This is a genomic window from Acetobacter fabarum, assembly GCF_011516925.1.
In the GTDB taxonomy this organism is placed as follows: Bacteria; Pseudomonadota; Alphaproteobacteria; order Acetobacterales; family Acetobacteraceae; genus Acetobacter; species Acetobacter fabarum.
The window spans coordinates 66652-92965 of sequence record NZ_WOTG01000006.1 but is presented as its reverse complement, the minus strand read 5'-3'; the positions used below and the strand labels follow the sequence as shown (position 1 = coordinate 92965).

22 protein-coding genes are annotated in these 26314 nt (G+C 56.9%); 9 read left to right on the top strand and 13 right to left on the bottom strand.

Annotated features, from left to right (window positions below):
• The first annotated feature begins 24 nt into the window (after positions 1–24).
• The 9 genes from GOB83_RS09065 to GOB83_RS09025 all read left to right on the top strand — a co-directional run bounded on the left by GOB83_RS09065 (position 25) and on the right by GOB83_RS09025 (position 11746).
• Positions 25–774 (top strand): beta-ketoacyl synthase chain length factor, encoded by a 750-nt coding sequence (locus GOB83_RS09065; RefSeq protein ID WP_242005803.1) that lies wholly within the window; start codon positions 25–27, stop codon positions 772–774.
• Positions 768–1238 carry a phosphotransferase gene (locus GOB83_RS09060; protein WP_095349855.1) on the top strand — a complete coding sequence of 157 codons (471 nt, stop codon included), beginning with the start codon at positions 768–770 and terminating at the stop codon, positions 1236–1238. The genes GOB83_RS09065 and GOB83_RS09060 overlap by 7 nt, the downstream gene beginning before the upstream one ends.
• Positions 1235–1954 (top strand): 3-oxoacyl-ACP reductase FabG, encoded by a 720-nt coding sequence (gene fabG / locus GOB83_RS09055; protein WP_165925822.1) that lies wholly within the window; start codon positions 1235–1237, stop codon positions 1952–1954. The genes GOB83_RS09060 and fabG overlap by 4 nt, the downstream gene beginning before the upstream one ends.
• Positions 1951–3219 (top strand): tryptophan 7-halogenase, encoded by a 1269-nt coding sequence (locus tag GOB83_RS09050; RefSeq protein WP_165925821.1) that lies wholly within the window; start codon positions 1951–1953, stop codon positions 3217–3219. Before fabG ends, GOB83_RS09050 begins: the two co-directional genes overlap by 4 nt.
• Before the next feature lie 1555 nt (positions 3220–4774).
• Positions 4775–5464: a cupin domain-containing protein gene (locus tag GOB83_RS09045; protein ID WP_165925820.1), complete on the top strand. Its 690-nt coding sequence runs from the start codon at positions 4775–4777 to the stop codon at positions 5462–5464.
• A gap of 443 nt (positions 5465–5907) precedes the next feature.
• Complete coding sequence (locus GOB83_RS09040; protein ID WP_165925819.1) at positions 5908–8364, top strand: TonB-dependent receptor; 2457 nt, start codon at positions 5908–5910, stop codon at positions 8362–8364.
• 24 nt (positions 8365–8388) lie between these two features.
• On the top strand, positions 8389–9099 hold the full coding sequence (locus GOB83_RS09035) for an HAD-IA family hydrolase (RefSeq protein ID WP_086646818.1): 711 nt from the start codon (positions 8389–8391) through the stop codon (positions 9097–9099).
• Positions 9100–9112: 13 nt separating this feature from the next.
• On the top strand, positions 9113–10441 hold the full coding sequence (locus GOB83_RS09030; RefSeq protein ID WP_165925818.1) for an MFS transporter: 1329 nt from the start codon (positions 9113–9115) through the stop codon (positions 10439–10441).
• Between the two features lie 21 nt (positions 10442–10462).
• A complete protein-coding gene (locus GOB83_RS09025) occupies positions 10463–11746 on the top strand; it encodes an NAD(P)/FAD-dependent oxidoreductase (protein WP_165925817.1) in 1284 nt (427 codons plus the stop codon).
• Between the two features lie 128 nt (positions 11747–11874).
• Here the strand turns inward: GOB83_RS09025 and GOB83_RS09020 are convergent, their stop codons facing one another.
• The 13 genes from GOB83_RS09020 to GOB83_RS08960 form a co-directional block, all read right to left on the bottom strand.
• Complete coding sequence (locus GOB83_RS09020) at positions 11875–12804, bottom strand: 2-hydroxyacid dehydrogenase (RefSeq protein WP_165925816.1); 930 nt, start codon at positions 12802–12804, stop codon at positions 11875–11877.
• 39 nt (positions 12805–12843) lie between these two features.
• The gene (locus GOB83_RS09015; RefSeq protein WP_165925815.1) at positions 12844–13734 is read right to left on the bottom strand and encodes a GNAT family N-acetyltransferase; all 891 of its coding nucleotides are present in this window, start codon (positions 13732–13734) and stop codon (positions 12844–12846) included.
• A complete protein-coding gene (locus tag GOB83_RS09010) occupies positions 13731–14228 on the bottom strand; it encodes an Lrp/AsnC family transcriptional regulator (protein ID WP_086646813.1) in 498 nt (165 codons plus the stop codon). The genes GOB83_RS09015 and GOB83_RS09010 overlap by 4 nt, the downstream gene beginning before the upstream one ends.
• Before the next feature lie 79 nt (positions 14229–14307).
• On the bottom strand, positions 14308–15768 hold the full coding sequence (locus tag GOB83_RS09005; protein ID WP_165925814.1) for an NAD-dependent succinate-semialdehyde dehydrogenase: 1461 nt from the start codon (positions 15766–15768) through the stop codon (positions 14308–14310).
• Between the two features lie 25 nt (positions 15769–15793).
• Positions 15794–17587, bottom strand: a complete 1794-nt coding sequence (locus GOB83_RS09000; protein ID WP_165925813.1) for an ABC transporter ATP-binding protein — start codon at positions 17585–17587, stop codon at positions 15794–15796.
• Positions 17584–18399, bottom strand: a complete 816-nt coding sequence (locus GOB83_RS08995; RefSeq protein ID WP_242005802.1) for an ABC transporter permease — start codon at positions 18397–18399, stop codon at positions 17584–17586. The genes GOB83_RS09000 and GOB83_RS08995 overlap by 4 nt, the downstream gene beginning before the upstream one ends.
• The gene (locus GOB83_RS08990) at positions 18396–19352 is read right to left on the bottom strand and encodes an ABC transporter permease (protein ID WP_086646809.1); all 957 of its coding nucleotides are present in this window, start codon (positions 19350–19352) and stop codon (positions 18396–18398) included. The genes GOB83_RS08995 and GOB83_RS08990 overlap by 4 nt, the downstream gene beginning before the upstream one ends.
• Entirely contained in the window at positions 19349–20974 is a 1626-nt protein-coding gene (locus GOB83_RS08985; protein WP_165925812.1) for an ABC transporter substrate-binding protein, read from the bottom strand. The genes GOB83_RS08990 and GOB83_RS08985 overlap by 4 nt, the downstream gene beginning before the upstream one ends.
• A gap of 95 nt (positions 20975–21069) precedes the next feature.
• On the bottom strand, positions 21070–21738 hold the full coding sequence (locus tag GOB83_RS08980; protein ID WP_086646808.1) for a haloacid dehalogenase type II: 669 nt from the start codon (positions 21736–21738) through the stop codon (positions 21070–21072).
• Positions 21739–21919: 181 nt separating this feature from the next.
• Positions 21920–23077 carry an NAD(P)/FAD-dependent oxidoreductase gene (locus GOB83_RS08975; RefSeq protein WP_165925811.1) on the bottom strand — a complete coding sequence of 386 codons (1158 nt, stop codon included), beginning with the start codon at positions 23075–23077 and terminating at the stop codon, positions 21920–21922.
• Positions 23074–24459 (bottom strand): FAD/NAD(P)-dependent oxidoreductase, encoded by a 1386-nt coding sequence (locus tag GOB83_RS08970; protein ID WP_165925810.1) that lies wholly within the window; start codon positions 24457–24459, stop codon positions 23074–23076. The genes GOB83_RS08975 and GOB83_RS08970 overlap by 4 nt, the downstream gene beginning before the upstream one ends.
• Positions 24444–24743 (bottom strand): (2Fe-2S)-binding protein, encoded by a 300-nt coding sequence (locus GOB83_RS08965; protein WP_095349870.1) that lies wholly within the window; start codon positions 24741–24743, stop codon positions 24444–24446. The genes GOB83_RS08970 and GOB83_RS08965 overlap by 16 nt, the downstream gene beginning before the upstream one ends.
• A 56-nt stretch (positions 24744–24799) precedes the next feature.
• Positions 24800–26179: an aminotransferase class III-fold pyridoxal phosphate-dependent enzyme gene (locus GOB83_RS08960; RefSeq protein ID WP_165925809.1), complete on the bottom strand. Its 1380-nt coding sequence runs from the start codon at positions 26177–26179 to the stop codon at positions 24800–24802.
• Positions 26180–26314: the final 135 nt, after the last annotated feature.

Sequence of the window (26314 nt, the reverse complement as noted above, 5' to 3'; positions counted from 1 at the left end):
GGGATTTCGGTCTGGGGACCGGGTTTGTCTGGGTGGCCACATGCCGCACGCGTTTTGCAAGGGCAGGAAGATTGGGCACCCGCACCGGTACAGGTTCCGCCTGCTACCTGCCTGCCTGCCAATGAGCGGCGGCGGTGTGGCCCGTTAACCCGGCTGGCAATTGCGCTGGCGGAGGAAGCCTGCGCGCAGGCAGGCGTACAGGCGGCAGACATAAGGGGAGTATTTGCCAGTTCCAATGGGGATGGAGCTGTGGTGGATAGTATTTTAACCGCCCTGAGCACGCCCGGAGGGGAGGTTTCTCCGACCCAGTTTCATAACTCGGTGCACAATGCGCCTGCAGGGTACTGGACCATAGGGCACGCCAGTCTGGCCCCCGTTGTGGCATTGGGGTGTTATGACTGGTCTTTTGCGCAAGGGTTGCTCAAGGCGGCTGCCGAATGTGTGGTGGAAAATGCGCCCGTGCTATTTGTGGCCTATGACCTGCCTATACCCGGACCAATTGGCAAAGTCCGTATTACGCACAACACATTTGGTTGCGCCTTTGTGCTGGTGCCACAGGCTAGGCAGGGCGCGGTTTGCACGCTGGATATAACCCATGCTCCCGGCGCCGTGGCGCAGGATACAACCTTGCCACCCCAACTTGCAGAGCTTGCGCGGAGTAACCCCGCGGCAGGGGGGCTGGCATTACTCCAGCAGATTGCCAGCGGGCAGGAGGGCATTGTGCATATGGCCTGCCAGCCGGGGACCATTCTGGCGGAGGTAAAGCCATGTTAGAGCGTGTAAAGCTGGAGCGCGTGGATATTCTGGCCTTAATCCCGCATCAGGGTGCGAGTTGCCTGCTGGATACCTGCTCCTTCTGGTCGGATACCACATTGCGTGCGCATACAGCGGTCCATTTGCATCCGGATAACCCGTTGCGCCATGCTGGGCAGCTGGGGGTGCTGGTCGGGGCGGAAATGGCCATGCAGGCCGCGGCCCTCCATGGTGCCCTTACAGGGCAGACCATGGCCAGAACCGGCGGTTATCTGGCAGCCCTGCGTGACCTGCAGGCGCAGTGCGACCGGCTGGATTGTGCAGAATATGGCCTGTTGCAGATTGACGTCCTGCGCGAGCAGGTCGATAGCGCTGGTATGGTTTATGGTTTTTCCGTTCATTCCCAGCCGGGGGATCTGCTTTTGCAAGGTCGCGGGACAGTCATGTTTCAACGCGCTGTAGCTGGTGCAGGGCGGGCTGAATGAAGCGCGCACTCGTAACCGGCGGCAGCAGCCCGATTGGGGCTGCCATTTGCCATAAACTGGCGGGGAATGGCTTGCATGTTCTGGTGCATGCCCATGCCTCACGCAGCAAGGCGCAGGAGGTTGTGGAGCGCATACGGGCCGAAGGTGGCTCCACTGAATTATGGTGCTGTGACCTGACAGATGCCAATGCGACCAGACAGGCCCTGACTCCAGTGCTGGAAGCGGGCGTTCCGCAGGTTATTGTCCATAATGCAGGCACCCATGATGACGTAACAATGGCGGGTATGGCCCCAGCCCAGTGGCGGGATGTGCTGGCCGTATCGCTGGATGGTTTTTTTAACGTGGTGCAACCGCTGCTGCTTCCCCTGACCCGCACCCGCTGGGGGCGTATTATTGCCCTGTCGTCCATTACCGCGCAGATGGGGAACAGGGGGCAGGTCAATTACGGCGCGGCAAAAGCCGGGCTGGAGGGGGCAGTACGCTCCCTTGCGCGCGAAGTTGGCAGCCGCGGCATTACAGTGAATGCCATAGCGCCGGGCATTATTGCTTCCCCCGCTACGGCGGCGGTTATGAGCGATGCAGATATTGCCGCTGTGGTTCCGGCCCGCCGTGCGGGGCAACCGGAGGAAGTGGCTGATCTGGTAGGGTTTCTGGCCTCGGAACAAGCTGCCTACATTTCGGGGCAGACCATAGGGGTTAATGGGGGTATGGCATGAGTGGTTCTGATATGTCTGCGCGGGAATGCGATGTTCTGGTTATTGGTGGCGGGCCTGCGGGGAGCACAGCCGCCACGTTGCTGGCCCGGCAGGGTGTGTCGGTCATTATGCTGGAAAAAGATCCGCATCCCCGCTTCCATATTGGTGAATCCCTGCTGCCCTGCAACATGGAGCTGCTCCGCGACATTGGCGTGCTGGATAAGGTGCGCGAGATCGGGGTATTTAAACCCGGTGCCGAATTTGTGTCGGACCGGGGGGAGGGGCGGCTGGCTTTTCCCTTCAGTCATGCAATCAGCCCGAAGGATACGCATGCGTATCAGGTCAGGCGCTCTGAGTTTGATGAAATCCTGTTCCGCAATGCTCAGGCGCATGGGGTGGAAACCCTTGAAGGTCTGCGGGTAACAGAAGCCCGTTTTACGCCCCGCCAGCCAACGCAGGTTATTGCGCAGGACGAGGCTGGGCAAACCCACACCTTTACGCCCCGCTTTGTGCTGGATGCATCCGGGCGGGACGGATTTCTGGCGCGGCGTTTGCATACGCGGCATGCTGATAAAAACAACTCTACAGCCGCCATTTTTGCGCATTTCCGCAATGTTGAACGCCGTGAAGCGGATATGGAAGGTTATATTTCCATCCATCTGGTGGATGACGGATGGTTCTGGATGATCCCCCTGCGTGACAACATTATGAGCGTTGGTTTTGTGGGGGATAAAAATGCGTTCAGCTCCCATACCGGTCCCAAAACAGACCTGTTCTGGAAAAAGGTGGCGGAAAGCCCGAGTGTCTCACAGCGTCTAGCACCAGCGGAACAGTTGGGGGAACTGACAACCACCGGAAACTACTCCTATTGCGCGGACAAAACATGGGGGGAAGGGTATTACATGATCGGGGATGCGTTTGCGTTCCTGGACCCTGTGTTTTCGTCCGGTGTGCTGCTGGCCATGAAGAGTGCTTACCGTGGAGCCCGGGTGGCGCGCGCATGGCTGCGCAGCCCCGCACAGGGGCGCAAGGCTGCCCGGCGTGAGGAATACTGCACACGGCAGGAAATGCGCCGCGTCGCCTGGCTGATTTACGGGATTAACGACCCGGTGCAACGGGAGTTATTCCTCAACCCCCGGAATATCCTGCGTATGCGTGACGCCATTATTTCGCTACTGGCAGGGGACTTTGTGGGGCGCTGGCGGGTGCAGGCACCGCTGCTGGCGTTTCGCTCCGTGCTGGCGGCCATGCGCTGGAAATGGGCGAAGAAGCGGGCAGCAAACTAAGCCCTTTTGCTACAAGAGCCTGCTGGTTGCCGAGCCATATGTAATAGGCATTATAAAACGCAGCAAAACCCGCAGGCTCTTTTTTCAGCCACTCAGCTAAAGGCCGGCGTTCCGCCGCGATTTGTGCGTAAAGTGCTTGATACCAGAGCAGGTTGGCATGCAGGTCATGGTAACGCGGTTGAGCCAGATAACGGCTGAATGCCCGGTTGTAGTGGCCAAGCAGCGGGTCATCATAAAAAATAAGGGACAGGTTGGTGTTATAGACCGTATTGGGGGTCTGTACGGGGTTAGAGTCCAGAATAACCCCCGGCTCCCCCGGTAGCCAACCATCACGCAACAGGGTCTGGCGGGTTTGCGGGTCATGGAACAGGGCGTGGAGGTCACCCGGTTTGTGGCGGTCTGCCCGGTCCAGCAGGTTGACCACCTCGTTTTTGGGAACAGGGAAGGTCAGCGCCGCCTGAAGAATGAACTGATGAACAGGCAGTTCATGCCAGAAGTCCGTTGCCGCGAGTGCATTATGGATAAGATGGTTGCAGTTATCCTGCATGACATTGGTTTCAAATGTCTTGGGACCGTAGCGGTACAGTGCGTTGCGGCTGTTTAGAAAGTCCACAATATGGACCATCTGGGTCGAACTGACCGGCAATCGGGCGCAGTATCGGGCGCGCCCGTAACTTACGGCGTAATCCGTGCCGATGGAAACTTCGTATTTCCAGTCTTCTGCCGGGGTGCTGGCTGGCCTGTCTGCCAACGCCCAGTCCCGGAATGTAATGGCACTGTAAAGGCCGCGCTTTTGTGCTTCCATTTTCGTGTTCTGGTAGGCTTCCCGCGTCAGGCCTTCTCCGGGTTTGAGAATACCATCATAAAAAAACGCACGTCCGGGTATGCCAACCCAGTTTGCATTTACAAAATGGGCGTTCATGCTCACCCCGGTCTCACCCTGCGGGCAGGCTTTGAGTACAGGGTAGGGGGAGGAAGGGTCCAGACAGGCCCCATGCAGGAACAGGACGGCATGCCCCCCCGGTCCCCCGGCAATATCTGCCCCGTAACCGGGTTTTTTGGAGATTTGTGAAACGGCACAGAGTTCGGCCCATTGGGGGAATAGCGCGTTGTAGGCGCTTTCCTGCGGTAAGGGGCCGGGGGTGTTAAAATTAGGTGGTGTGCAGCCCGCAAGAAGGCAGAACGCGACGGAGACCGCGCAGGAAGCTTTAAAAGAGGGCACACACATTCTCGAAATCAAAATGGAAGGAACACGCTTGGCCCTTAGACTGACCGTTTATGAAAGTTAAGGCAAGCGGCGGGGCAATCAAAATAAGGAGCAGGCCGCGTCCCTGTTCATCCGGCACTCCGGTCTGCATGTTGCGCAAGGTGGGAGTTCAAACTCCATAGGTTGAACAGGGGTGATCTATTGGATGCGGACCCGTAATAAAATGGAAATGGCGTTTTTGGTACTAAAACCACCATATTCTGCGTAATGGATGGGGTTATCCTCATGGGAATGAGGCTTTGCCCGGCCTGACCCATTTGAACCCATGCAACGCAGGATTTAAGAAAAATGCTCGACATGCAACGTGCTCTGGACCTGAAGGCACTGGCAGCAACATGCCCGCTTACCGCCGGAGATTACAAAACAGCCCGCTACGCGTTACCCGTGGCTGACGGGGCAGTTTCGCTCGAACTGGTGGCACCACAAGGCACGGGCCATGTTGATGCTGGCAATGAAGATGTTTTTCTGTTTGTGCTGGATGGACAGTTTTCCATAAACGGTACTGGCATGACGGAAGGGCAGGGAAGCAAGGTAAGCGCTGGTACAGCGTTTGACTGGTCTGCCACACCCGGCACCCGCCTGTTTGCGATGGGGGTAACAGAAGCGGAAAAGGGCGAGCCCGGCGTGGTTGTTATTGACCCCGCCGCGGTTATGTCTCCTTCTAATCCGCCGCCAGCCGAGTATCTGACTGGTCCAACACCGGAGTGCCAGAGTGCGCCTGCGTGGCGGTCGTGCAAAGGGCAGTTCTATGGTGGTACATGGTCGGCAACTCCCTATTACAGGAAAAAGGTTCCTTATGTGCATGACGAGTTCATGTGCCTGCTTGAAGGTTGCGTATCCTTTGTGAACGAGGCGGGGGAAAAACAGACTTTTAAAGCCGGGGATGCCTTCCTGATCTGCCGGGGGGCAAGCTGTTCTTGGGAAAGTCTTGAGATGGTGAAAAAGGTCTATGTTATTTTTCGTCCCACAGAACCGTAAAACGAGGAACGTCTGGGGAGCGGGGTATAAAAACCGGGTTCCGCAAAAACATCAAACGGGCTGCCATGCAAAATGGCAGCCTTTTTTTATATGCTCCATTCCAAGGAAGTTTGGGGTGTTTTTGAACAGGGTATATCACCCGCAGCAGGCCATATTCCATGCAGGCAATTAGGGGGGCTTTGGCCATAATCGGGGAATATCAGGCTTCGGGAGGATTTTACTCATTCCGTTATAAAAACGATATGATGTACTGTATAGCATAGGAAATCGGAGTATTCCGCTGCACCGCTCCGCACATAATCATTCGGACAACTGGCGCTGTCTCACGCTTTACCGCCCTATTTTGGGTGTTCCGGAGGATAGGCATGGCAAACACTCAAACTTCTTTTGTTTCGCGGAACTGTACGCTGGCGCGGTTTCCGCGCACTGTAGCGCAGAGGGGTATGTCCCGTTCTCTGGCACTGCTGCTCTCGGTCTCCTCTTTTGCCAGTTTTGGCGGACTATATTGTTCCGGAATCGGAACGGCGTGGGCGGAGGCAGATCACTCCACACCAGCAGCAAAACGGCATGCCAAGGCAACGCCGCGCAAAAACTCCGATGTGTCCAGAGCAGACCCAGCCGCGCGTAAAACAACTGCGGTTGAATCGGCAAAAACGGAAGAAGTGGGTGTAACAGGCCATGTTACCCTGTCTAATGGTGTTACCAACAGAACACCCGGTGGGGGTATGATGCCACCGCAAACCATTGCCAAATCCCGCAGTGGTCTGACGCGTGACTACATTGCCAAGCAGAGCCCGACCAGCAACCCGGCTGCCCTTGTAGCCAGCCTTCCCGGTGTTGTGTATGCGGGCAACGACCCGCTTGGCACGAATGATGACCAGCAGGGCCTGACCGTGCGCGGCCTTAACCAGCAGGAAATCGGCTTTCTGTTTGAAGGCATTCCCGCGGCGGCTCCCGTATATTTGCTGCCCTATACATCTGCCGCAGCGGATAACGAAAACATCCAGTCCCTTACACTGACACAGGGTTCGCCAGATACGCGCTCCCCGCTCTACAATGCGGTTGGGGGGGAGTTGTCTGAAACCATGCATGATCCTTCACACCATTTTGGTGGGTTGATTGATGCGTCTTATGGTTCTTTTAGTCTGCGTCGTCATTTTATTCGTGTTGAAACGGGTGATATTGGCAAAACAGGAGTGCGTGGCTTTATCTCCTTCTCGCACCGTGTGGCGGACGAGTGGCGCGGTGTGGGTGGAACCCAGCGTTACCATGTTGATATGAAGTTTGTGAAAGACTGGGGCCGCGATAACCACGCAGCCTTTGTCATGAGCTACAACGATGCCCAGCAGTATTACCTGCGTGCCCCCACCAAGGCCCAGTGGGATGCACAGGGTGTCAATTTCAACTACAACGATACACCTTTTGGTTCCTCCCCCGGGAATTACTACAAGTATTATGAAAACAGGATGAAGAAGTTCATTCTGGGTGCGCCGATCAACATGAAGTTCGACCATGGGCTTGCGCTGGATGTTACGCCATATTTTACCTACTCGTGGGGGTATGATAACGGCGGCACCACGCTTGATCGGAACAACAGCTTTCTGGGCCCCAACCCGGCAGGGCCACTCCAGGTTCCGGGTACAAATAACACGATTGTCGCGGACTCTATTGATACCTACACGCTGGCATATTCGGGTATTAACGCAGCCCTGTCCTGGACGCGTGGGCACAATACGGTTACCGGCGGTGCATGGTATTCCTATTTTGACCAGTCCGAGCCGCAGAGCTATCAGGCTGTTAACGCAAATGGCAGTGTTCCAAGCATGTGGGGCGACAACCCCATCCTGACCGCCAATGGCAGTGTGCTGCGGACATATGACATTCACCTCATCCAGCAAACCAACGCGCTGTTCATTAACGATACGTACAAGGCATTCCATGACCGGCTGACACTCACGGCCGGGTTCAAGGAAGTCATGGTCACACGTTCGCAAACCAACAACGTGCCGGGGGTAACTTACGCAACCGGGCAGAGTGTTGCAGAGCCGCTGCCGCAGTTCATGGCGAGCTTTAAAATTACGCCACATGACCAGATCTATATTAACGGCACCTCTTCCTTCCGTATGCCTGCCTCGATCATGACCTATGCGGACCGTTACAGCATCAGCAGTGGCAAACTCTCCTCCCGGCATGCGACCAAGATTAATCCTGAGTTTGCGATTGGTGAGGAAATTGGTTACAGACACACGGGTTTTGCCAACATATCTGTCGCGCTGTTCAATTATAACTTTACGCACCGGCAACTGAGCACAACCACCTATCAGGGCGGGCTGCCTGTTTCTGAATCGATTGATGCAGGTGGGCAGACCATGCGCGGTGTGCAGCTGGAAGTCGGGCTGCGCCGGTGGCACCACTTCAGCCCATACGTTTCGGGGCAGTATGAACACGCAACCATCGACAGCAACCTGTCTGCGGGTACCAGCGATGGCTCCAACACAACGGTTGCCCTGCCAACCAAAGGTAAGCGGGCTGTCAATACCCCCGAATTCACGGCGGCAATTGGCCTGAACTATGATGATGGATCCATTTTTGGTGGGTTCAACATGAACTACATCGGCAAACAGTATTCAACGTTCATGAACGATGAATCCATCCCGAGCTACGAGACGTTTAATGCCAACATTGGCTATCGCTTCAAGAATATGTGGCTCGCAAAGCACCCTCAGATCCAGCTGAACCTGCTCAATATTGGCAATAGCGGATATCTGTCTGGCACAAGCAGCATCAAAACCAATGCCCGGAGCATGGTGGTGAATGGCCATACGGTCGCGGGGAGTGCTCCGCAGTATTATGTCGGCGGTGGTTTTGCCGGTGTTCTTTCCTTCTCAACAGGTTTTTAAGCACTAAGTAACGGAGATTGTGACGTGGCCCGTTTTCCCAAAGCATTAACCTTTGATGTTGTCGGTACCCTGATCGACTTTGAAAGCGGCATGATGGATGCGCTGCAGAAGTTGTGTGGGGTTGCCATTGAGCGTGAGGCATTCCTGAGTGCTTACAGAGGTATGCGCGCACGCGGGCAGACCCTGCCTTTTCCGCAGGACTTAAAGCCCATTTACCTGCAACTTGCTGCGCAGTTTGGCCTGCCTGAAACAGAAGCCTATGCCGACGCATTTGTTTACGCCGCCAAAGACTGGCCCGCGTTTGCAGATAGCGTGGAAGCCATGCAGCGCCTTGGCAGGCACTTCAAGCTCGTGGCCATGACCAACACGCAGCGTTGGGCTTTTTCCGGTATGGAAAAAACACTCGGCATGCCATTCCATGATTCCATTACGGTGGATGATGCGCTGTGCGAAAAGCCAGATACCGCTTTTTTTGGTTTTGCCCGGGGTCGCCTGAGCCGGGATGGCATTTTGCAAGGAGATATTCTGCATGTTGCGCAAAGCCAGTACCATGACATCGGAATAGCCCGCAAACTGGGCTACACGGTATGCTGGATCGAGCGGCGTAAAGCCATTGGCGGGTTTGGAGGCACCATTGCGGTCGAAACCCTGACAAAACCAGACTACCATTTTTCCACCTTGAAGGAACTCGCAGACCTGGCAGACCAGGGCGGCCTGCAGATGTTATACTCCTGAGAGGATACAAGGCATGGAAGTCCGGACCCTTGATGACATACCAGCATCGGCCTTTCATTTACGTCTAGCGCTTATTGCTGGTGGCGGGCCTTTTTGCGATGGCTATATTCTGGGCATTATTGGCGTTGTGCTGCCGTTGCTGGTTTCCAGCTTCCATCTGGGAGCCAACGCTACGGGGCTTGTGGGCGCTGCCTCTCTGGCCGGTGTTTTTGTGGGAGGGCTGGCTGGAGGGGTCACCTCCGACCGGTTCGGGCGCAAGATCCTCTATACCGTGAACATTCTTATGTTCACGGTCTTTTCCGCCGCCCAGTTTTTTTGTGCCAGCTTTACGGGGCTGCTGGTCTGGCGTTTTCTTATCGGCATTGCCATTGGCGCGGACTACCCGATTGCGACAGCTTACGTGACCGAGTTCATGCCCCGGCGCTGGCGTGGACCGGCACTGAGCGGGCTCATCACCTTCTGGTGGTTGGGGTATGTGTGCAGTTTTATTATCGGGTATGCGCTGCTTTCGTTTTTTCCCGGTAATTGGCAGCTTATTCTGGGTTCCAGCTTTGTACCGTCACTCTTTTTGCTGCTATGCCGTGCGGGTATGCCGGAATCTCCTCTGTGGCTGCTCAGTGTTGGGCGGGCGGCGGAGGCTCGGCATATTGTTAAAACATTCCTGAAAATGGATGTTGCGTTTGAAGCACCTTCCACTACGGTTGCGGCAGGGGGAATACGGCAGGTTATGGCCCTGCTGTGCAGCCCACGTTACCGGGGGTTACTGCTTTTTGTGAGTGCGTTCTGGATACTGCAAAGTGCTCCTGCATTTTCCATCCATACCCTGCAGGCGCAAATTCTGGCGCAAATGCACCTGACCAACCCTGTTCTGGCGGCCTGTGTGGTCACATGCTTTACATTCCTGGGTATTCTGCCGGTCACATTCGGGTTGATTAACAAGATCGGGCGTAGAACACTCCTGATCTGGTCTTTTGTGCTGGCGGCACTCTCCCTGCTCTTTATTGTTGTCTGGCCAGGGCAGGCCGGGTGGGCGGTTCTCGTCGCGTTTATTGTGTATTCAGCCGTGGAAGCTGCGGGGAGTGGCCTTCAGTTCGTTTATCCCAATGAACTGTTCCCCACAGAAATACGCGGCACTGCGGTTGGTTTTGCCTCCTCTGCCAGTCGGCTGGGGGCTGCTTTGGGTACTTTTCTGCTCCCTGTTGGAGTGGCCCATTTTGGCGTGCAGGCAACTCTTTTTGGCGCTTTTGCTCTTCTTGCCCTTGGGGCACTTATATCCTGGCGTTGGGCACCAGAAACAGCAGGGCTTAGTCTTTCTCAGGCTAGTCATATTACCCTTTCCTGATACGATTATGAGGAACGCGTTATGAAGTTAACCTCTTATTGGCTGGAAACAGCCCCATCATTCACAGCCAGTCCCATTGCCGCTCTGCCCGGTTCAGTGGATGCTGTGGTGGTGGGGGGGGGATTTAGCGGCCTTTCCGCTGCCCTGCGGTTACGCCAGCTGGGTGCATCTGTTGTTCTGCTTGAGCGAGAGCGCGTGGTAGGCGAGGCATCGGGCAGGAATGGTGGCCATGTGAACAATGGCCTTGCGGGCAGTTTTTCCCTCGCATGCAAAAATATGGGGGTGGATAAAGCAACATCTCTTTACAAGGTCTTCAACGCGGCGGTTGATACGGTTGAGGCCGTTGTGCGGGATAACGCGATTGACTGCGATTTTGAGCGCTGCGGCAAACTCAAGGTTGGCAACTTGCAGGCCCATCGGGCTGCTCTGTTGTCTGATTACGAAAAACTCCAGAAAGAAGCTGACCCGGACGTAAAGTTTATAGATGGGCAGCAGATCCGGAGTGAACTGGCATCAGATCTGTTTAACAGCGGGCTGATCTACCCCCGGAGTGCGCGCATGCATATGGGCCGTTTTGGTGTAGGGCTGGCCCAGTCTGTTATGAAGGCGGGCGGACTGATTTTTGAAAACACACCCATGACCGGCATTAAATCTGGTAAGGGTGGATTTGAGGTCTCAACCCCGCATGGCCGGATTTTTGCAAAAAACGTGCTTATGGCAACTGGCACCAGCAGGCATGGTCCATCCTGGTTCCGCCAGCGCATTATGCCGGTGGGGAGCTTTATTGTTGCGACCGAGCCCATGGATGCCACAACCCTTGAGCAGGTCATGCCCGGTGGCCGCAATGTTGTGACCATGCAGAACATCCATAACTACTTTAGGGCAACAGCGGATAACCGGCTTATTTTTGGCGGCCGGGCCAGTTTCTCGCGTTCACGGACCACAACGGATATTGCCAGCGGGCATATGCTGCTTGCCGCCATGCGGCGCACGCTTCCTGCCTTGCCAGACGTTAAAATAGACTACTGTTGGGGCGGGGATGTGGATATGACCGTTGATCGTCTGCCCCGTGCGGGCCAGTGGAATGGTGTATATTACACCATGGGGTATAGCGGACATGGTACACAGATGTCTGTTTACATGGGCCAGCGGATGGCTGAGGCCATGAGTGGCATGCCCAGCACCAATCCTCTGGCAGGGCGGTCCTGGCCGAAGATTCCGTTTTATGGTCTGGCGTCACACTTTCTGCCCGTTGTGGGGGCATACTACCGCGCCAAGGATTACGTACAGAATCTGGAACCCTGATACCGCCACCCGGTTACTCCCATATTGGTGTGGCCGGAGTGCTATCTACAGCTACGGGTGACTAAACCGGACGTAGGAACAGGCAGGGATAGCTATCCCTGCCTGTTTTTTGTAATGCGGATTAAAGCTCAATACCCTTTGGAGCGATCGACTTTGGAGGGGAAGTCCCGCTCTCCGGCCAGGTAGCGTTGCACGGTATCAAGGAGCACACGCCCTGCGGTTTCTGTCTGGCTGTTGCTTGCTACATGGGGTGTGACCAGCACATTGGGGTGTGCCCATAAGGGGCTCTCCGCAGGCAGAGGTTCTGGGTCTGTTACGTCCAGAATGGCTGCGTCAATCTGCCCACAATCAAGTGCAGCAAGCAGGTCTTGCGTAACCAGATGCGCCCCGCGAGCAACATTAATGACCTGCGCACCTTTGGGCAGTTTTGCAAACAGATCGGCGTTGAGCATGCCCCGCGTGGCGTCTGTTAGCGGAAGCAGGCAGACCAGAATATCTGTTTCAGCCAAAAACGCGTCCAGCTCCTCCGCACCCGCGTAACAGGTTACGTTGGGCACAGCATGGCGTGAGCGTGACCAGCCGCGGCAGTTAAACCCGGCATGGGCCAAAGCTCTGGCTACAGGCGTGCCCAGTGTGCCTAACCCCATAACGCCGACCCGGCGCTGCGAAGCTATTTTGTTATGCCGGGTTTTCCAGACATGCTGCTTCTGCTGGGCCAGATAGGTTAGTATTTCGCGGTGCAATGTCAGGGTTGCCCACAAAACGTAGTCAACCATGCCGTCTGTTAAGCCGGGTTCGATCATGCGAATAATGGTCACATGCTCGGGTATTGCGCTCATATCGAACTGGTCAACACCCGCCCCGACCGAAAACAGGACTTCAAGGTTGGGAAAACGCTGGAGCAGGTCCGCCGGAGGCTCCCATGCCGCCATAAACCGGACGTCCTCGGGGTTTCCGGTTTCCGGCCAGATATGGAAGGCAAGGTCTGGTAGCGCCTTTTGGAACAGTGGCTTCCAGACTTCTGCGCGCTCACGGGTGGATTTGAGCAGAAAAGACATAACGTAGTTTCCTACAAAATAAGAACAGCCGTGCCGGGTTCAGCACAGCGCCTGACTGCACAGTGCAAAGCAGATGGGAGGCTGTTGTGTTGCTGCATCACCTGTTTCCACCACTTCGGTGGACATGGACACAACAGAACCCACCCGCAGCAGGCCCCACTGGTCCAGCAGGCTGGCTACGGTTTCGTCCTGTGGAATGTCCACCCGCAGGAACTGCCCGGCGCAGGTGCCTGCCCAATATGCCAGCATGGGCAGGGCAAAAGCCTGATCCAGTGCAATTATCGGGCCTGTGGCCTGCCCCCAGCCGAATTTGCGGCAGAAGGAAAAGCCCAGAATACCTTTTTCTGAATCCACCAGAATCCCGCGTCCATCTTCCATCAGCCGTGTGAGCAGGGCAGAACGGTCAAGCTTGAGAGCCGCTTTATCCATGTCACAGATTGCGGTCAGATCAGCCGCCCCCATAGGCCGCATACGGCAGCCTTCCGGCAGGGGAAGCAGGGGCACGGTGGAAACATTGCCCTGATGCTGCATAACTACACCCGTGGAATGGAAACCGCTTTTTTCGTATAGCGGCACACCGGCGGATGTGGCGTTTAGGTGGAGCCGGTAACCTGGCAGGGCCTGCCGGGCCAGCGCCATAAGGTGCTTGCCAATACCATGCCCCTGCCAAGCAGGGCTGACAATGATCATGCCCAGACTGGCTGCCTGAGGGCCCCATGCCCACCACAGGAGCGTGCCGATAACGGAGCCATCTGTGGTAGTGGCAACAAAACCATTACCCAGAGCAAGCATTTGCTCCCAGTCTTCCAGCCTGTGAGGCCATGCAAGATCCTTGGAGAGCTGCCATGCCTGAGGAAGATCCTCCGGGGTTATGGGGCGGAATGCAATCTGGGTTTGCAGGATTGGGGGGGAGGTTGCAGTCTGGGTCAAATTTTCTGCTCCGGGAAAAAGTCCTGAATTGGAAAAGACTCTTTTACAATTGGGGATTTTATCACGATGTAACTGAAGTACTTCTCGATCCCGATGTTCAGTTCAAGAAGATTTTCCATGATAATCTGGTAGTGTTCCACATCGCGGGTAATAAACTTGACCAGATAGTCATACCCCCCGCTAATAAGGTGGCACTCCACAACGGTATCCAGCTTGCTGACATGGCTTTCAAAGCGCGCAAAATCATGGCGCCTGTGGTCAGAGAGGGTGATTTCCGTAAACACGGTCAGGATGGACGTAATCTTACGGATATCAATCTGAGCGCCGTAGCCCGTTATGTAGCCAGCAGCCTCCAGCCGTTTGACACGGATAAGGCACGGACTGGCCGAAAGACCAACCCTGTTGGCAAGCTCAACATTGGTCAGGCGACCATTGCGCTGCAACTGCGTGAGAATTTTAAGGTCAATTCTGTCCAGCTTTGGCGTGGGCTGCATGGCAGAGGTGATCTCCAGAGCAAGGATGGGTCAGCCCCGTTGCGGGGCTGATGGAACACTGATCAGAATGTTCCGGATGTTAAACGTCAAGCCCGCCAAGATGCAGACTTTTCGTTTCCATGAATTCTTCCATGCCCGCATGCCCCCCTTCGCGCCCGAGGCCAGACTCCTTGACCCCGCCAAAAGGCACGCTTTCCATGGAAATGGCGCCGGTATTGTGCCCGATCATGCCAAATTCCAGCGCTTCGCCCACGCGCCACAAACGGCGGATGTCATTGGTAAAAAAGTAGCTTGCCAGCCCAAAAGGCGTATTATTGGCAATGTTCACGGCCTCTTCTTCCATTTTAAAACGGAACAGGGGCAGCACGGGGCCAAATGTTTCCTCGTGAGCCACGCGCATTTCGGTGGTGACACCTTCAAGCACCACCGGCCACACAAAGCGGCCCTCCGTGCGTAGGGGGGCACCTACGTAACGTGCTCCCTTGCTCAATGCGTCTTCCACATGGGCCCGCACTTTGGCTACGGCAGATTCGTTAATAAGCGGCCCAATCGTGCTGCCTGCATCCATGCCGGCACCAACCTGCAAGGCTTCAACCTTACGCATGACGGCCTCCAGCAGACGGTTCCATATGCCGTCCTGCACCAGCACGCGGTTGGCGCAAACGCAGGTTTGCCCGGCATTGCGGAACTTGCTTTGCATAATGCCTTCGGCTGTGGCGTCCACATCCGCATCATCAAACACAAGGAATGGAGCGTTGCCGCCCAGTTCCATGCTGCATTTTTTTACGGTTGAGGCGGATTGTTCGAGCAGGATTTTGCCAACCCCCGTAGAGCCGGTAAAGGTGAGTTTACGCACAACCGGGCTTTCGGTCAGCACTTTGCCCACGGCTGCGGGCAGGCCGGTAATGACACTCAGCAACCCTGTGGGCAGGCCCGCACGTTCGCCCAGCACAGCAAGGGCAAGGGCGGAAAAAGGCGTTAGCTCGGAAGGTTTGATAACCATGCTGCACCCTGCGGCAATGGCAGGGCCGCATTTGCGGGTGATCATGGCCAGTGGAAAGTTCCAGGGCGTAATGGCGGCCGTGACCCCAATGGGCTGTTTCAGCACCAGAACGCGCCGGGCAGGGTCTGCCGTGCTTAGGATACTCCCCTCGCTCCGGCGAGCTTCTTCGGCATACCATTTGAGGAAAGAGGCCGCGTAGCGCACTTCGCCCCGTGCTTCGGCCAGAACCTTACCCTGTTCTGCGGTCATGATCGTGGCAAGGTCTTCCACATTGTCCATGACAAGCTGGTACCATGTAGCCAGAACTTCAGCCCGCTGCGTGCCGGTTTTACGCTTCCAGTCCAGCTGGGCTATGCGTGCAGCTTCCACTGCTTTTTGGGTATCCTGTGCAGTGCAGGCGGGTACAGAGCCAATAATGCCCCCCGTTGCGGGGTTATCCACGTCAATCCGCTGGCTGTCCTGCCCATCACACCAGATGCCGGCAATAAAAGCCTGCTGGCGGAAGAGCGTGGGATCATTCAGGTCGAGTAGCGCCATGGTGTTTGTCCTAACAAAAGGGGGATCAGGATAGGTCTGGTGCCTGTAGGTGGCAGTTAATCAGTGCGCCAGAAGGGGCCTGCCACGTTGGGGGAGGGGTTTGTGCACAGTCCGCAACAGCAACCGGGCAACGCGGCATGTAGCAGCAGCCATGGGCGGGAATAGGGGCCACCCTGCCAGGTTTGAGCCCGTTCTGCCGAATGACCCCGTCCAGCCAGCCTGGGTGCATTTCCGGCACCGAGCTTTCCAGCTTACGGGTATAAGGGTGGCGTGGGGGGGCGTTCAGGGCGGAAGCGGTAGAGAACTCCACGCAATGCCCGGCATACAGAACCGCCACATGGTCACACACAGAACGCAGTGCGTGCAGGTCATGCGTAACAAAAAGCCACGATACCCCCAGCTCGCGCTTGAGTTCCATCATCAGGTCCAAAATGGCGGCGGCTACAACGGTATCGAGCGCTGCGGTTATTTCATCGCAGAGCACAAGGCGGGGGCGGGCAGCCAGTGCGCGCGCAAGGTTGACGCGCTGTTTTTGGCCGCCGGAAAGCTGGGTCGGGTAACGCCCGGCAACGGCAGCAGGCAGGCGCACCATGTCCAGAACCCGGTTAAGGGCCGCGTCCGAGGCATCCTCGTTATAGAATGTCAGAACACGGCGGAGCGTGGCACCTACGCTCAGGGCCGGGTTAAGCACCAGATCCGCGTTCTGCGCGACCAGTTGCAGGTGCTGGCGCTGCTGGGGCGTGCGGTCCTCAATTCTGGGGGGGAGGGGCTCACCAGCAAAGAACATGTTCCCCCCTGACCAGGGCTGAATACCGGCTATGGCGCGGATAAGGGTGCTTTTGCCGCAGCCTGATTCGCCAATAATCCCCAGTGTTTCTCCCGCACGGACAGGCAGGCTTACGGAGTTGACAATGGTGTGTCTGGGGTGGCCATTGGGCATGATGGCCCCATAACCGACCATCAGGTTCTGCACATCCAGCAATGGTGTTGCCGGGGGCAACGCATCATGGTTGCGCAGGTGTGGCTGGCTGGCGGCAACAAGCTGCCGGGTGTAGGATTGTGTGGGTTTGTTCAGGATCTGCCCGGTTGGACCTTCCTCTTGCACGCTGCCGTTTTTGAGCACAACAGCACGGTCGGCCATCTGGGCTACAATGGCCAGATCGTGGGTTACGTAAACACCGGTAAACCCACATTGGCGCATGGCGACCCTAAAAGCTTCCAGCACTTCTATTTGCGTTGTGACATCCAGCGCAGTGGTCGGTTCGTCAAAAATGACCACCTCAGGCTCGGTTATCAGCGCCATGGCCGCCATGATCCGCTGTAGTTGCCCCCCCGAACATTCATGCGGGTAGCGTGCGCCGATGGTGTGCGGCGTGGGCAGGGCCATCATCTCGAACAGTGCAATGGCGTGGTCCACAGCCTCCTTGCGGGGGAGAATGTGGTGGGTCAGGGCGGGTTCAATCACCTGCTCCATAAGGGGCAGGGCTGGGTTAAAGGCAGCTCCGGCATTCTGGGCAATATAGGCAATGGTCTTGCCCCGAAAGCTGCGTAACTCGCTAGCCCCCATGGTGCGCACATCATGCCCGGCGACCCGTAATTCCCCCTGCGCTATGCGGCAGCCTGTGCGGGCATAGCCGGTCAGGGCCAGAGCAATGCTGGTTTTGCCTGACCCGGATTCACCGATCAAGGCCAGCATCTCACCTTCTGCCACGTCAAAGCTGACATTGGAGACAATGGTGGTTTCCGGCCCTGTGGCCCTGCGGCCGGTCAGGCAGAGATTCCGGACTGTAATAAGGGGAGGGGGGGAGTGCCCGCTCATTGGTGTCGCCCTTTACCATCCAGTGCAAGATTGAGCCCCACGGTTAGGAACGCAATGGCCAGTGCGGGCGCGATAACTGCTGGTGCTCCGTAAACAAGGCCAAGCAGATTTTCCCGCGTGAGGGAGCCCAGGTCGGTCTGTGGGGGCTGTAACCCGACCCCCAGAAAGCTGAGATTGCTCAATAACCTTACGGCGTAAATAAACCTCAGCCCCACATCGGTCAGCACGGGACCAGCCATGTTCGGCAGGATTTCCCGCACGACCAGATAGCTGGTCTTTTCTCCGCGCATGCGTGCGGCAAGGATGAAGTCCTTTTGCACGATGGACAGTGCCAGCATGCGGCATGTGCGGTAGGAGCCGGGCAGGTAAATGCACGCCATTGCCAGCACAAGCACCGGCACGGAGGAGCCAAAGGTCGCCACCGCCACAAGCCCGCTTAACAGGGAGGGTATGGAAATAACACCATCCATAAAGCGCGAGAGCAGGGTATCGGTCATGCCCCGTTTAAGGGCTGCCATCATGCCCAGAAAGGCCCCCGCGCCACAAGCCATGACTGTTGAAGCCGCACAGAGCAGTACGGTGCTGCTGGTGCCATAGAGCAGGCGGGTCAGCACATCGCGACCCAGATAGTCCGTTCCAAGCCAATGCCTGGCAGATATGGGGGCGAATACGGTGGTGCTGACTACTTCTCCGGGCAGGTAGGGGGCAACCCATGGTCCAGCAAGGGCTAACAGAAGCCACAGCAAGGCGAGCAGTGCTGGGGCTTGCAAAAACGGCGTCAGGTAACGTGGCAGGGGGAACGCAAGCATCATGCACGGCTCCTTTCCTGTGTGGAAAACAGGGCCACAACATCGGCTAGCGTGGTTAGCAGCAGATACGCAGCACAGAAGATGAGCGCACAGGTTTGTACCAGCGGAATATCGCGCGATGCCACGCTATCCACCATCAGGCTGGCAATCCCGGGGTAATGAAAAACAGATTCCACAATGACCACGCCTCCAAGCAGGTAGGAAAGGCTGAGCGCCATGACATTGAACAGTGGTGCCACAACATTGGGCAAAACGTGGCGCAGGATAATGGCGGTGGGGGACACCCCCTTGAGCACGGCCATTTCCACCCATGATGAGCTGAGCACATTCACCATAACGGCGCGTGTCATGCGTGCCATTTGCCCCACAATCACACACCCCAGTGTGGCGACTGGCATTGAGAACGCCGCCAGAAACGACCCGATGGAATGAATATCGCTAATACTGGCAAGGGCGGGCAGCAGGTGCAGCTGCACGGCAAACACCAGCACCGCCAGTGTTGCGACCAGAAACTCGGGAACAGACACAACGCAGAGTGTCAGCACGGATACACAACGGTCAAAAACCGTATTGCGGAATATGGCCGAAAGCGTACCAAGCAGCAAAGCCGTGGGAACGGCAAACAGCGTTGTAATGCCCGCGAGCAAAAGGGAGTGCAGCAGGCGCTCATGCACCATGCTCATGACAGACTGGTGGCTGACCAGAGACATGCCAAAATCCCCCCGGAGCAACCCGCCAGCCCAGCTTGCAAAACGCAGGAGAACAGGCTCATCCAGCCGCAGGCTGTGGCGCAGGGCTGCAACTGCATCAGGCGTTGCGGCCTGCCCCAGCAGGGATTGCGCAACATCGCCGGGCAGGGCCGAGGTAATAAAAAAGACTGCGACCACGACAAAAACAAGCGATACGCAGGATGCGCCAAGCCTGCGGGCAATGGCTATGCCAAGCTTGGCATTCATGGAGCCGTCCCCCCTGCTGTGGAGCGGGTAGGCTGTTCATCTACCCAGATGTGGCGGGCAAAATTATACCCCATCAACTGCCCGCCCTGATGCGGGCGTAAACCCTGTATGCGGGGATGAAAGCCGTCCAGACTGGTAATAAAGCTGGGGATGCACACGCCTGAGCCTGCGCGGATCATGGCCTGCATATCGTTATACAGGGCGTGCCGTTTGGTAGTGTCTGGCTCCTGGCGGCTCAGGGCGAGTAACTGGTCAAACCGTGGGTCGCGCCAGTGAGATTCGTTCCATGGGGCGGTTGATGCAAAGCTGACGGCAAAGGTCATGTCTGCGGAGGCACGGGGGTTAACATTGCCAAACCCCATGGGAAAACGCATCCAAGACTGCGTCCAGTACCCATCTGCTGGCATGCGGCGCACATCCAGCTTGACCCCAATATTCTGTGCCGCATTCTGCAGGAGCACTGCCATCTCTACCGAGCCGTTAGCGGCGGGGGAACAGATGAGCGGTGGCAGGCTCTGGTTGAGAAAACCATTCTTTTTGAACAGGAAGCGCGCCTTGTCCGGCTCAAACTCGGTCTGGGGCAGGGTTGTGTTGCAGTCGCGGTGTTCGGGGGGCAGAGGCTGGTCATTACCTGTGCGGCAAAAACCCAGATAAATGGAATTGCGCATCTGTTCGCGGTTGAACAGCAGCTTCATGGCCTGCACAAAATCCGGGTTCTGGCCCGGCCCCACATCCTGCCGAATAGCCAGATTGGTGTAGGTGCCTGTCGGGCTTTCCAGCACTGCGATATTGCGTTTGCGGATGAGCGCTACAAGCCGGGGGTCCACGGCAGCAATAATATCTACATCGCCTGAGAGTAGGGCATTATGCCGGGCCATATCATCACTGATGGAAATGAGTTCGAGGGAATCCACCCACACACCACCGGGTTGCCAAAAATTGGGGTTACGCAGGGCTACTGAACGAATACCCGGCTGGAAAACGGCGCAGGTAAACGGGCCGGTGCCATTGGCTTTATGAAACTGGGTTGTGCCCTCACGGATGATGGCAAAATTGGTTAACCCCAGAACTGAGGGGAACGCGATATTGGGTACATCCAGTTCAATCACAACGCCAAGCGGGCCATCGGCTTTTACGGTGCGCATGGTCATGGCATGATAATGGACCTGTGATCCAAGCTCGGGCGCTTTATGGCGAAGGATGGAATACACAACATCGGCTGATGTCAGGGGGGCTCCATCATGGAAGCACACGCCACTGCGTAGCCGGATATGCCATGTTCTAAAGTCGGTGCTCTCTATGCTTTGGGCAAGAGCCGGGTGTGGGGTCAGGGTCTCGTCCAGTGCGACAAGACCATCGTAAAACATGTTGCCCCGCATGTAATCAGTCGCCATGGACTGGCGCGCAGGGTCCAGCGTGTCGCTCAGGGAGCCCGATGTGGAGGCCGCCCGTACGTGTCCGCCGGTGCGGGGCTGTGTGCCCTGCTGCCCGGCTTGTGCAAAACCGGCTCCAACAGCATTGTTATCCTCTGCCCACGTTGTGCCGAGCCAAGGTTGAGCCGCGCAAACCCCTGTGGCGAGCAGGCGTGTTCCCTGTTTTATCATGTTGCGTCGGTTCAGCATCAACACGCTCCAACTGGGGGAAAACAGGGGGAAGGAACAAACAGAACGGGGCGAATATTGTATGGGAATAATCGCCCCGCATCCGGGCTAAAGGTTTACAGGCCCAGAACGCCGGGCAGGCCACCAATATTGGGGATTTCGGTGTAACCGTAATACGGCGTGGAGGGTTCATGCCCGCGCGCAACAAAAACCTTGTTGCGAATACCCAGATCATGCGCGGTCATCAGGTCATAGCGCAGGGAAGATGAAACATGCAGGATGTCCTCCGGACCACAGCCCAGCTTGTCCAGCATGTATTCAAATGCACGCATATGCGGCTTGTAAGCCTGCGCGTCTTCCGCCGTGAATACAGCGTGCACAGGTGCGCCAAGCTTGGCCACATTGGAGTGGATTTGCGTGTTGGAAGCATTGGAAAGGATGACCAGAGGCACTTCCTTGGCAACTTTGGCCAGCCCCGCGGGCACATCGTCCCAAGGCCCCCATGTGGGAACAGCTTCATAAAACTTGTTGGCCACTTCGGGTGCAAAGGGAACATTCCATTTTTTGCAGGTGCGTTCCACGGCATTGAGCAGCACGTAACGGTAGGGCTGCCAAGGGCCCAGAACTTCGTCCAGCCGGTAGGCGGCAAAGTCCTTGCAGAACTGTTCCATGCCTTCGGGGGGAACAACATCTGCATAAAGCTCACGCGCCATGTCGCTCATACGAAAGCGGGTCAGGGTGCCGTAGCAGTCAAATGTTACGAATTTTGGCCTGAACGTCGTCATGATGTTTTTGTCCGTCTGGTTAACGTTACGATATGACAACATAAACTGAGCGGAGAATGCTACTGCTTTCTTGGTTTATGCAGCAGAGCCTTCTGTATGTTGGAAAAAGGACCACAGATAATGCCGTGGGCATATTTGGCCTGATCTGCCCGCCCAGAACCGGCAGGCAGATCAGGGACTATTATAGGCTGACCGGAGCCGCAAAACGGGCAATGCTGAAGGGTTCAAGGGGAATTTCGGTTTTGCCTGTAGCCAGCAGGTCCGCCATGGTTGCCCCTACACCCGGCCCGAGCTGAAAACCGTGACCGCAGAATCCAAAGGCGTAATACAGGCCCGGCACGCGGGCACTTGGCCCCATAACGGGTAGATCATCATCGGTATAACCTTCAATACCGGTCCATGTCCGAATAATGCGCAGGCGTGCAAAGTCAGGCAGAATACGCTCCAGATGCGGCATCTGCCTGACAGTGTTCAGCGGGTTAAGCTGTGCCCGCTTGGTGTTCAGGTCCACAGTGCCCCGTAGCCCGCCACCAAATACAATATTACCGCGTTCCACCTGCCGCAGATAAACGCCTTCCTCCTCCACCCATGAGGCATAGCCAATAACCGGGTGAATACGGTAGGGAACAGGTTCTGTTACCCCCATCTGCGGAGCTTTGGGGGTTAGCGGCAGGTTTTCGCCAAACGCGGCAGCCATTTTTTGCCCCCATGCTCCGCTCGAAATCTGGAGCAGGGGGGCGGTAAAGCGCAGGCCATCAGCTGTTTCCACCACAAAATCTTCTGCCGTGCGTGTAATATTGCTGACTTCGGCCCCCTCCCGCACAGTTGCACCCGCCCGCCGTGCAGCACGGCCAAACGCCGGGGCGGCAAGGCGGGGGTTGGCGTGCCCGTCAAGCGGGGAAAAAGACGCGCAGTCCACATCTGCCGCGAGCATGGGAAAGCGCTCTACAGCCTTGCGGCCACTGTAAAGCTCCAGTTCCAGCCCATAGGGTTTACAGTCCTGTGCGTATTTTTCCAGTCGGGCGCTGTCCTCGGCTTTAAAAGCAACACGCACATGCCCACTGGGCAGAAATTCAACATTTTCGCCAATCAGGCGGGGGAGGTCGTCCCACAGGGCACGGGACCTGTTGGCAAGAGGGAGCTGGGGCAAAAAGCGCCCCTGGCGGCGCACATTGCCAAAATTGGTGCCCGAGGCATATTGGCCGACCAGATCGCGCTCAAGCAGAATAACGGACAAACCCCGCTGGCGCGCAAAAAACGCGGTTGCAGCCCCCATAATGCCGCCGCCAATAATAATAACATCGGCCCGTGCAGTGGTGTTGGTAACAGGCTGGCTCATGTCATAATACCCCGGATTTTGGCGGGTAAGGGTTTAATGGGCGCCGCACTACGGATACGGCCTGCCTGTTCAATGGGTATGTTACGGGCGGCTGCCAGAACTTCCGCGCCGGCAAGGCCGCACATGCGCCCCTGACAACGGCCCATGCCCACACGCACAAAAGCTTTGGCACGGTTGAGTTCCGGCGCATCCAGCGAGCCGGCTGCCCGCCGAATATCACCTGCTGTCACGTTCTCGCAGCGGCAGATAACAGTCTCGTCCGGTAAGGAGGCAGCATTCCGCCATGGCCAGGGAAAACCCGTTTCCAACCCGGTGCGGAAGGCCGTCATAGGCTCCAGCGCCTTGCGCAAACGTGCGACTTCCTGTGCAGACACAGTCAAGCCCAGATCAGCAAGGCAGCGCAGGGCGGCCAGAGCACCGGCATATTCCGCGCCATCTGCACCGCGTATGCCTGCACCGTCCCCTGCGGTGTAAACGCCTTGCTGCGATGTTGCGCCATCCTCGTCCGTAACAGGCAGCCACTGGCGGGATGTGGGGTCAAAGGCGAAGTCGCATTTCAGCAGGTCGGCCAGTTGCGTCTCCGAGCGTAGGCCATACCCCATACCTACGGCATCGCCCACGGTATGGCGTAACTGCCCGCGGCTGTTGCGCCAGGTTACACCTCTTACACGCAAGCCATCTTCATCATCCCGTTCTTCTATGCGCACGGGCTGAATACCGGCATGCAGGGCCACGCCAGCACGCATGAGCTCGGCCATATAACGCACACCCTGTGCCAGTATGGCGGGCCGGTGGCGCAGGCCACGCAGGCCTTTGATACGTGTTTTAAGGGATGACGTGTCCAGCACCGCCCGTGGCTTGATGCCAGCCTTGAGGTACTGCCACGCCACCAGATACAGAAGTGGCCCCGTGCCCATAAAGACTGGGGCCGCACCAACGGCGCAGGCCTGTGCTTTGAGCGCGATCTGGGCACCCCCAAGGGTAAACACGCCGGGTAATGTCCAGCCGGGGCAGGGCATAATGCGGTCGGTAGCCCCGGTAGCAATAATTAGCGCATCATAGGGAATGGCCTCTACCCGCTGGTTATGTTCCACCAGCACCTGCTGGTCCACAACACCCCATGCCAGCGTTTCTGGGCGGTATTCTATATGCGGGAGTAATTCTGCAAAAGCTGTATGCAGTGCCGTGGCGGAACGTGCGGAAGCGCCATAGAGCTTTGATGCTGGCCGCACAAAATTTTCCGGCTGCCTGCGGTATATCTGGCCACCCTGCTGGCGGTTTTCATCCAGCACAATCGGGCGCAGGCCGGCCTGAGTAAGGGTTTGTGCCGCGCGTGTGCCAGCAGGCCCCGCCCCGACAACAATAACTACTGGCTTGTCCATGGCACCTCTGCTGTCACTATACGTAGGCCGGGGGTGGCGGGGGTGGAACAGGCGCGCAGTTCATCACCGCTTTCGGTCCATACGCGGCAATCCTGACAGGCTCCCATAAGGCAGAAACCTGCCCTTGGTTTTTGATCAAACTCATTCATACGGAGCTGCCCGCCAGCCAGAAGGAGGGCGGTTAGAATGGTGTCCCCTTCAAGCGCTGTAACGGGTTGCCCGTTTACTGTTATGGTAATGGGTGACCGCTGTGTTTCGGACACACGTCGGAAAAGTCCCTTCATGAGGGTGAATCTCCTGCCATGGCCGTGGCGGCGCATGTGCGCCACGGCTCGGTGTCTCAGGCAATTGCTGCGGCTATGTCCTTGTCGTCCAGCAATGTGTTTAATACGATTTCGATACGATCGCACAGAATATCTGTTTCTTCCAGCGTCATGCACAGCGGAGGAGCCAGCCCGATGATGTCATCCCCAAAGGCGCGGAACAGAACGCCATTTTCGTAACCAATTCTGGCCAGTTTTTTGGAAATACCCAACGAGGCCGCAGGCTTGGTTTTGGCCTGTTTGTCTGTCACCAGTTCAATGGCTGCAAGCATGCCCATGGACCGGGTATCGCCCACAAGCGGGTGGTTCTTCATGCTGGCAAGGCGCTCAGCCAGATGCACACCGGAGCGTACGCCGTTTTCAAGCAGCCCGTTCTGGTAAAGGTCCAGCACGGCAAGGCCAATGGCAGCACTAACGGGGTGAGCGCTGTAGGTCATGCCGTGGCCTACGGCAACACCTGCGGGGGTTGCATCGCGGATTGTGGCATACATGCCCTCGCTCATGAATACGGCTCCCATGGGGGCGTAGCCAGATGTCAGGCCTTTGGCTACAGTCATCATATCCGGCACAACATTTTCATGCTCACAGGCAAACAGGGGGCCTGTGCGGCCAAAACCGGTAATCACTTCATCCGTTACAAACAGAATATCCAGTTCCCGGCAGGCGTTGCGCATGGCGCTCAGCCACCCGACCGGCGGCACAGCAACACCACCCGAACCCTGCACAGGCTCACAGAAAAATGCGGCGACGTGTTCTGGCCCGCCAAGTTCGGCCACCTTGTTGTGGAGGTCGGCTACACAGGCGGCAATAATGGCGGCGGCATCCGGCCCTTTGGGGTGGCGGTAGGGGTCAGGGCTGGGGATGTGATGCTGCCAGGCTAAAGGCACATCTGCATTACGATGGAACGCCGCAAGGGCTGTAAGGCCAGCCCCGGTGTAAGTGCTGCCATGGTAGCCACGGGCCAGACCAATTACGTGGCGTTTTTCCGGTGTGCCACGGGCATGCTGGTAAAAGCGGATAAAGCGCAGGGCGCTATCCACGGCATCGGACCCACCTTGGGAGAAAAAGACCCGGTTAAGATCACCCGGCGTTACGGCCGCAAGGCGGGAAGCAAGGGTAATGGCGCTCTCGCTTGCAAAGCCAAAATAGCCGGTGGCATAGGGCAGGCGGGTCATCTGTTCTGCGGCGGCCTGCACAACACTTTGCTGGCCGTAACCCACGTTAACGCACCAGAGCCCAGCAAACCCGTCGAGCAGCCTGTTACCATGAATATCTGTCAGCCATGATCCTTGACCAGATTGCAGGATGCGCGGTCCGTGCTCTTCCTGATCACGCCATGATGAGACGGGATGGATCAGGTGGGCACGATCGAGTGATACAAGTGTCTCTGGAGTCATGGCTGTTGGTATCCGTTGTGTTGTTGGCCTTATTTTTCCTATGCTGGTACGGGCGGAAAATATGGTGCTGTAACCAGTCGTTACGATAGCGGATTGTGCTGTTCTGGAGGCAGGGGCTGTAAGAAAGCATTAAAT

What these genes read in the sequence shown, in the direction of transcription:
- GOB83_RS09020 (WP_165925816.1), bottom strand. Translation starts at nt 12,804, where the DNA reads ATGTCTTTTCTGCTCAAATCCACCCGTGAGCGCGCAGAAGTCTGGAAG.
- GOB83_RS09010 (WP_086646813.1), bottom strand. Translation starts at nt 14,228, where the DNA reads ATGCAGCCCACGCCAAAGCTGGACAGAATTGACCTTAAAATTCTCACG.
- GOB83_RS09030 (WP_165925818.1), top strand. Translation starts at nt 9,113, where the DNA reads ATGGAAGTCCGGACCCTTGATGACATACCAGCATCGGCCTTTCATTTA.
- GOB83_RS09025 (WP_165925817.1), top strand. Translation starts at nt 10,463, where the DNA reads ATGAAGTTAACCTCTTATTGGCTGGAAACAGCCCCATCATTCACAGCC.
- GOB83_RS08995 (WP_242005802.1), bottom strand. Translation starts at nt 18,399, where the DNA reads ATGATGCTTGCGTTCCCCCTGCCACGTTACCTGACGCCGTTTTTGCAA.
- GOB83_RS08965 (WP_095349870.1), bottom strand. Translation starts at nt 24,743, where the DNA reads ATGAAGGGACTTTTCCGACGTGTGTCCGAAACACAGCGGTCACCCATT.
- GOB83_RS08980 (WP_086646808.1), bottom strand. Translation starts at nt 21,738, where the DNA reads ATGACGACGTTCAGGCCAAAATTCGTAACATTTGACTGCTACGGCACC.
- GOB83_RS09045 (WP_165925820.1), top strand. Translation starts at nt 4,775, where the DNA reads ATGCTCGACATGCAACGTGCTCTGGACCTGAAGGCACTGGCAGCAACA.
- GOB83_RS08985 (WP_165925812.1), bottom strand. Translation starts at nt 20,974, where the DNA reads ATGCTGAACCGACGCAACATGATAAAACAGGGAACACGCCTGCTCGCC.
- GOB83_RS09050 (WP_165925821.1), top strand. Translation starts at nt 1,951, where the DNA reads ATGAGTGGTTCTGATATGTCTGCGCGGGAATGCGATGTTCTGGTTATT.
- fabG (WP_165925822.1), top strand. Translation starts at nt 1,235, where the DNA reads ATGAAGCGCGCACTCGTAACCGGCGGCAGCAGCCCGATTGGGGCTGCC.
- GOB83_RS09000 (WP_165925813.1), bottom strand. Translation starts at nt 17,587, where the DNA reads ATGAGCGGGCACTCCCCCCCTCCCCTTATTACAGTCCGGAATCTCTGC.
- GOB83_RS08960 (WP_165925809.1), bottom strand. Translation starts at nt 26,179, where the DNA reads ATGACTCCAGAGACACTTGTATCACTCGATCGTGCCCACCTGATCCAT.
- GOB83_RS09060 (WP_095349855.1), top strand. Translation starts at nt 768, where the DNA reads ATGTTAGAGCGTGTAAAGCTGGAGCGCGTGGATATTCTGGCCTTAATC.
- GOB83_RS09005 (WP_165925814.1), bottom strand. Translation starts at nt 15,768, where the DNA reads ATGGCGCTACTCGACCTGAATGATCCCACGCTCTTCCGCCAGCAGGCT.
- GOB83_RS08990 (WP_086646809.1), bottom strand. Translation starts at nt 19,352, where the DNA reads ATGAATGCCAAGCTTGGCATAGCCATTGCCCGCAGGCTTGGCGCATCC.
- GOB83_RS08970 (WP_165925810.1), bottom strand. Translation starts at nt 24,459, where the DNA reads ATGGACAAGCCAGTAGTTATTGTTGTCGGGGCGGGGCCTGCTGGCACA.
- GOB83_RS09040 (WP_165925819.1), top strand. Translation starts at nt 5,908, where the DNA reads ATGTCCCGTTCTCTGGCACTGCTGCTCTCGGTCTCCTCTTTTGCCAGT.
- GOB83_RS08975 (WP_165925811.1), bottom strand. Translation starts at nt 23,077, where the DNA reads ATGAGCCAGCCTGTTACCAACACCACTGCACGGGCCGATGTTATTATT.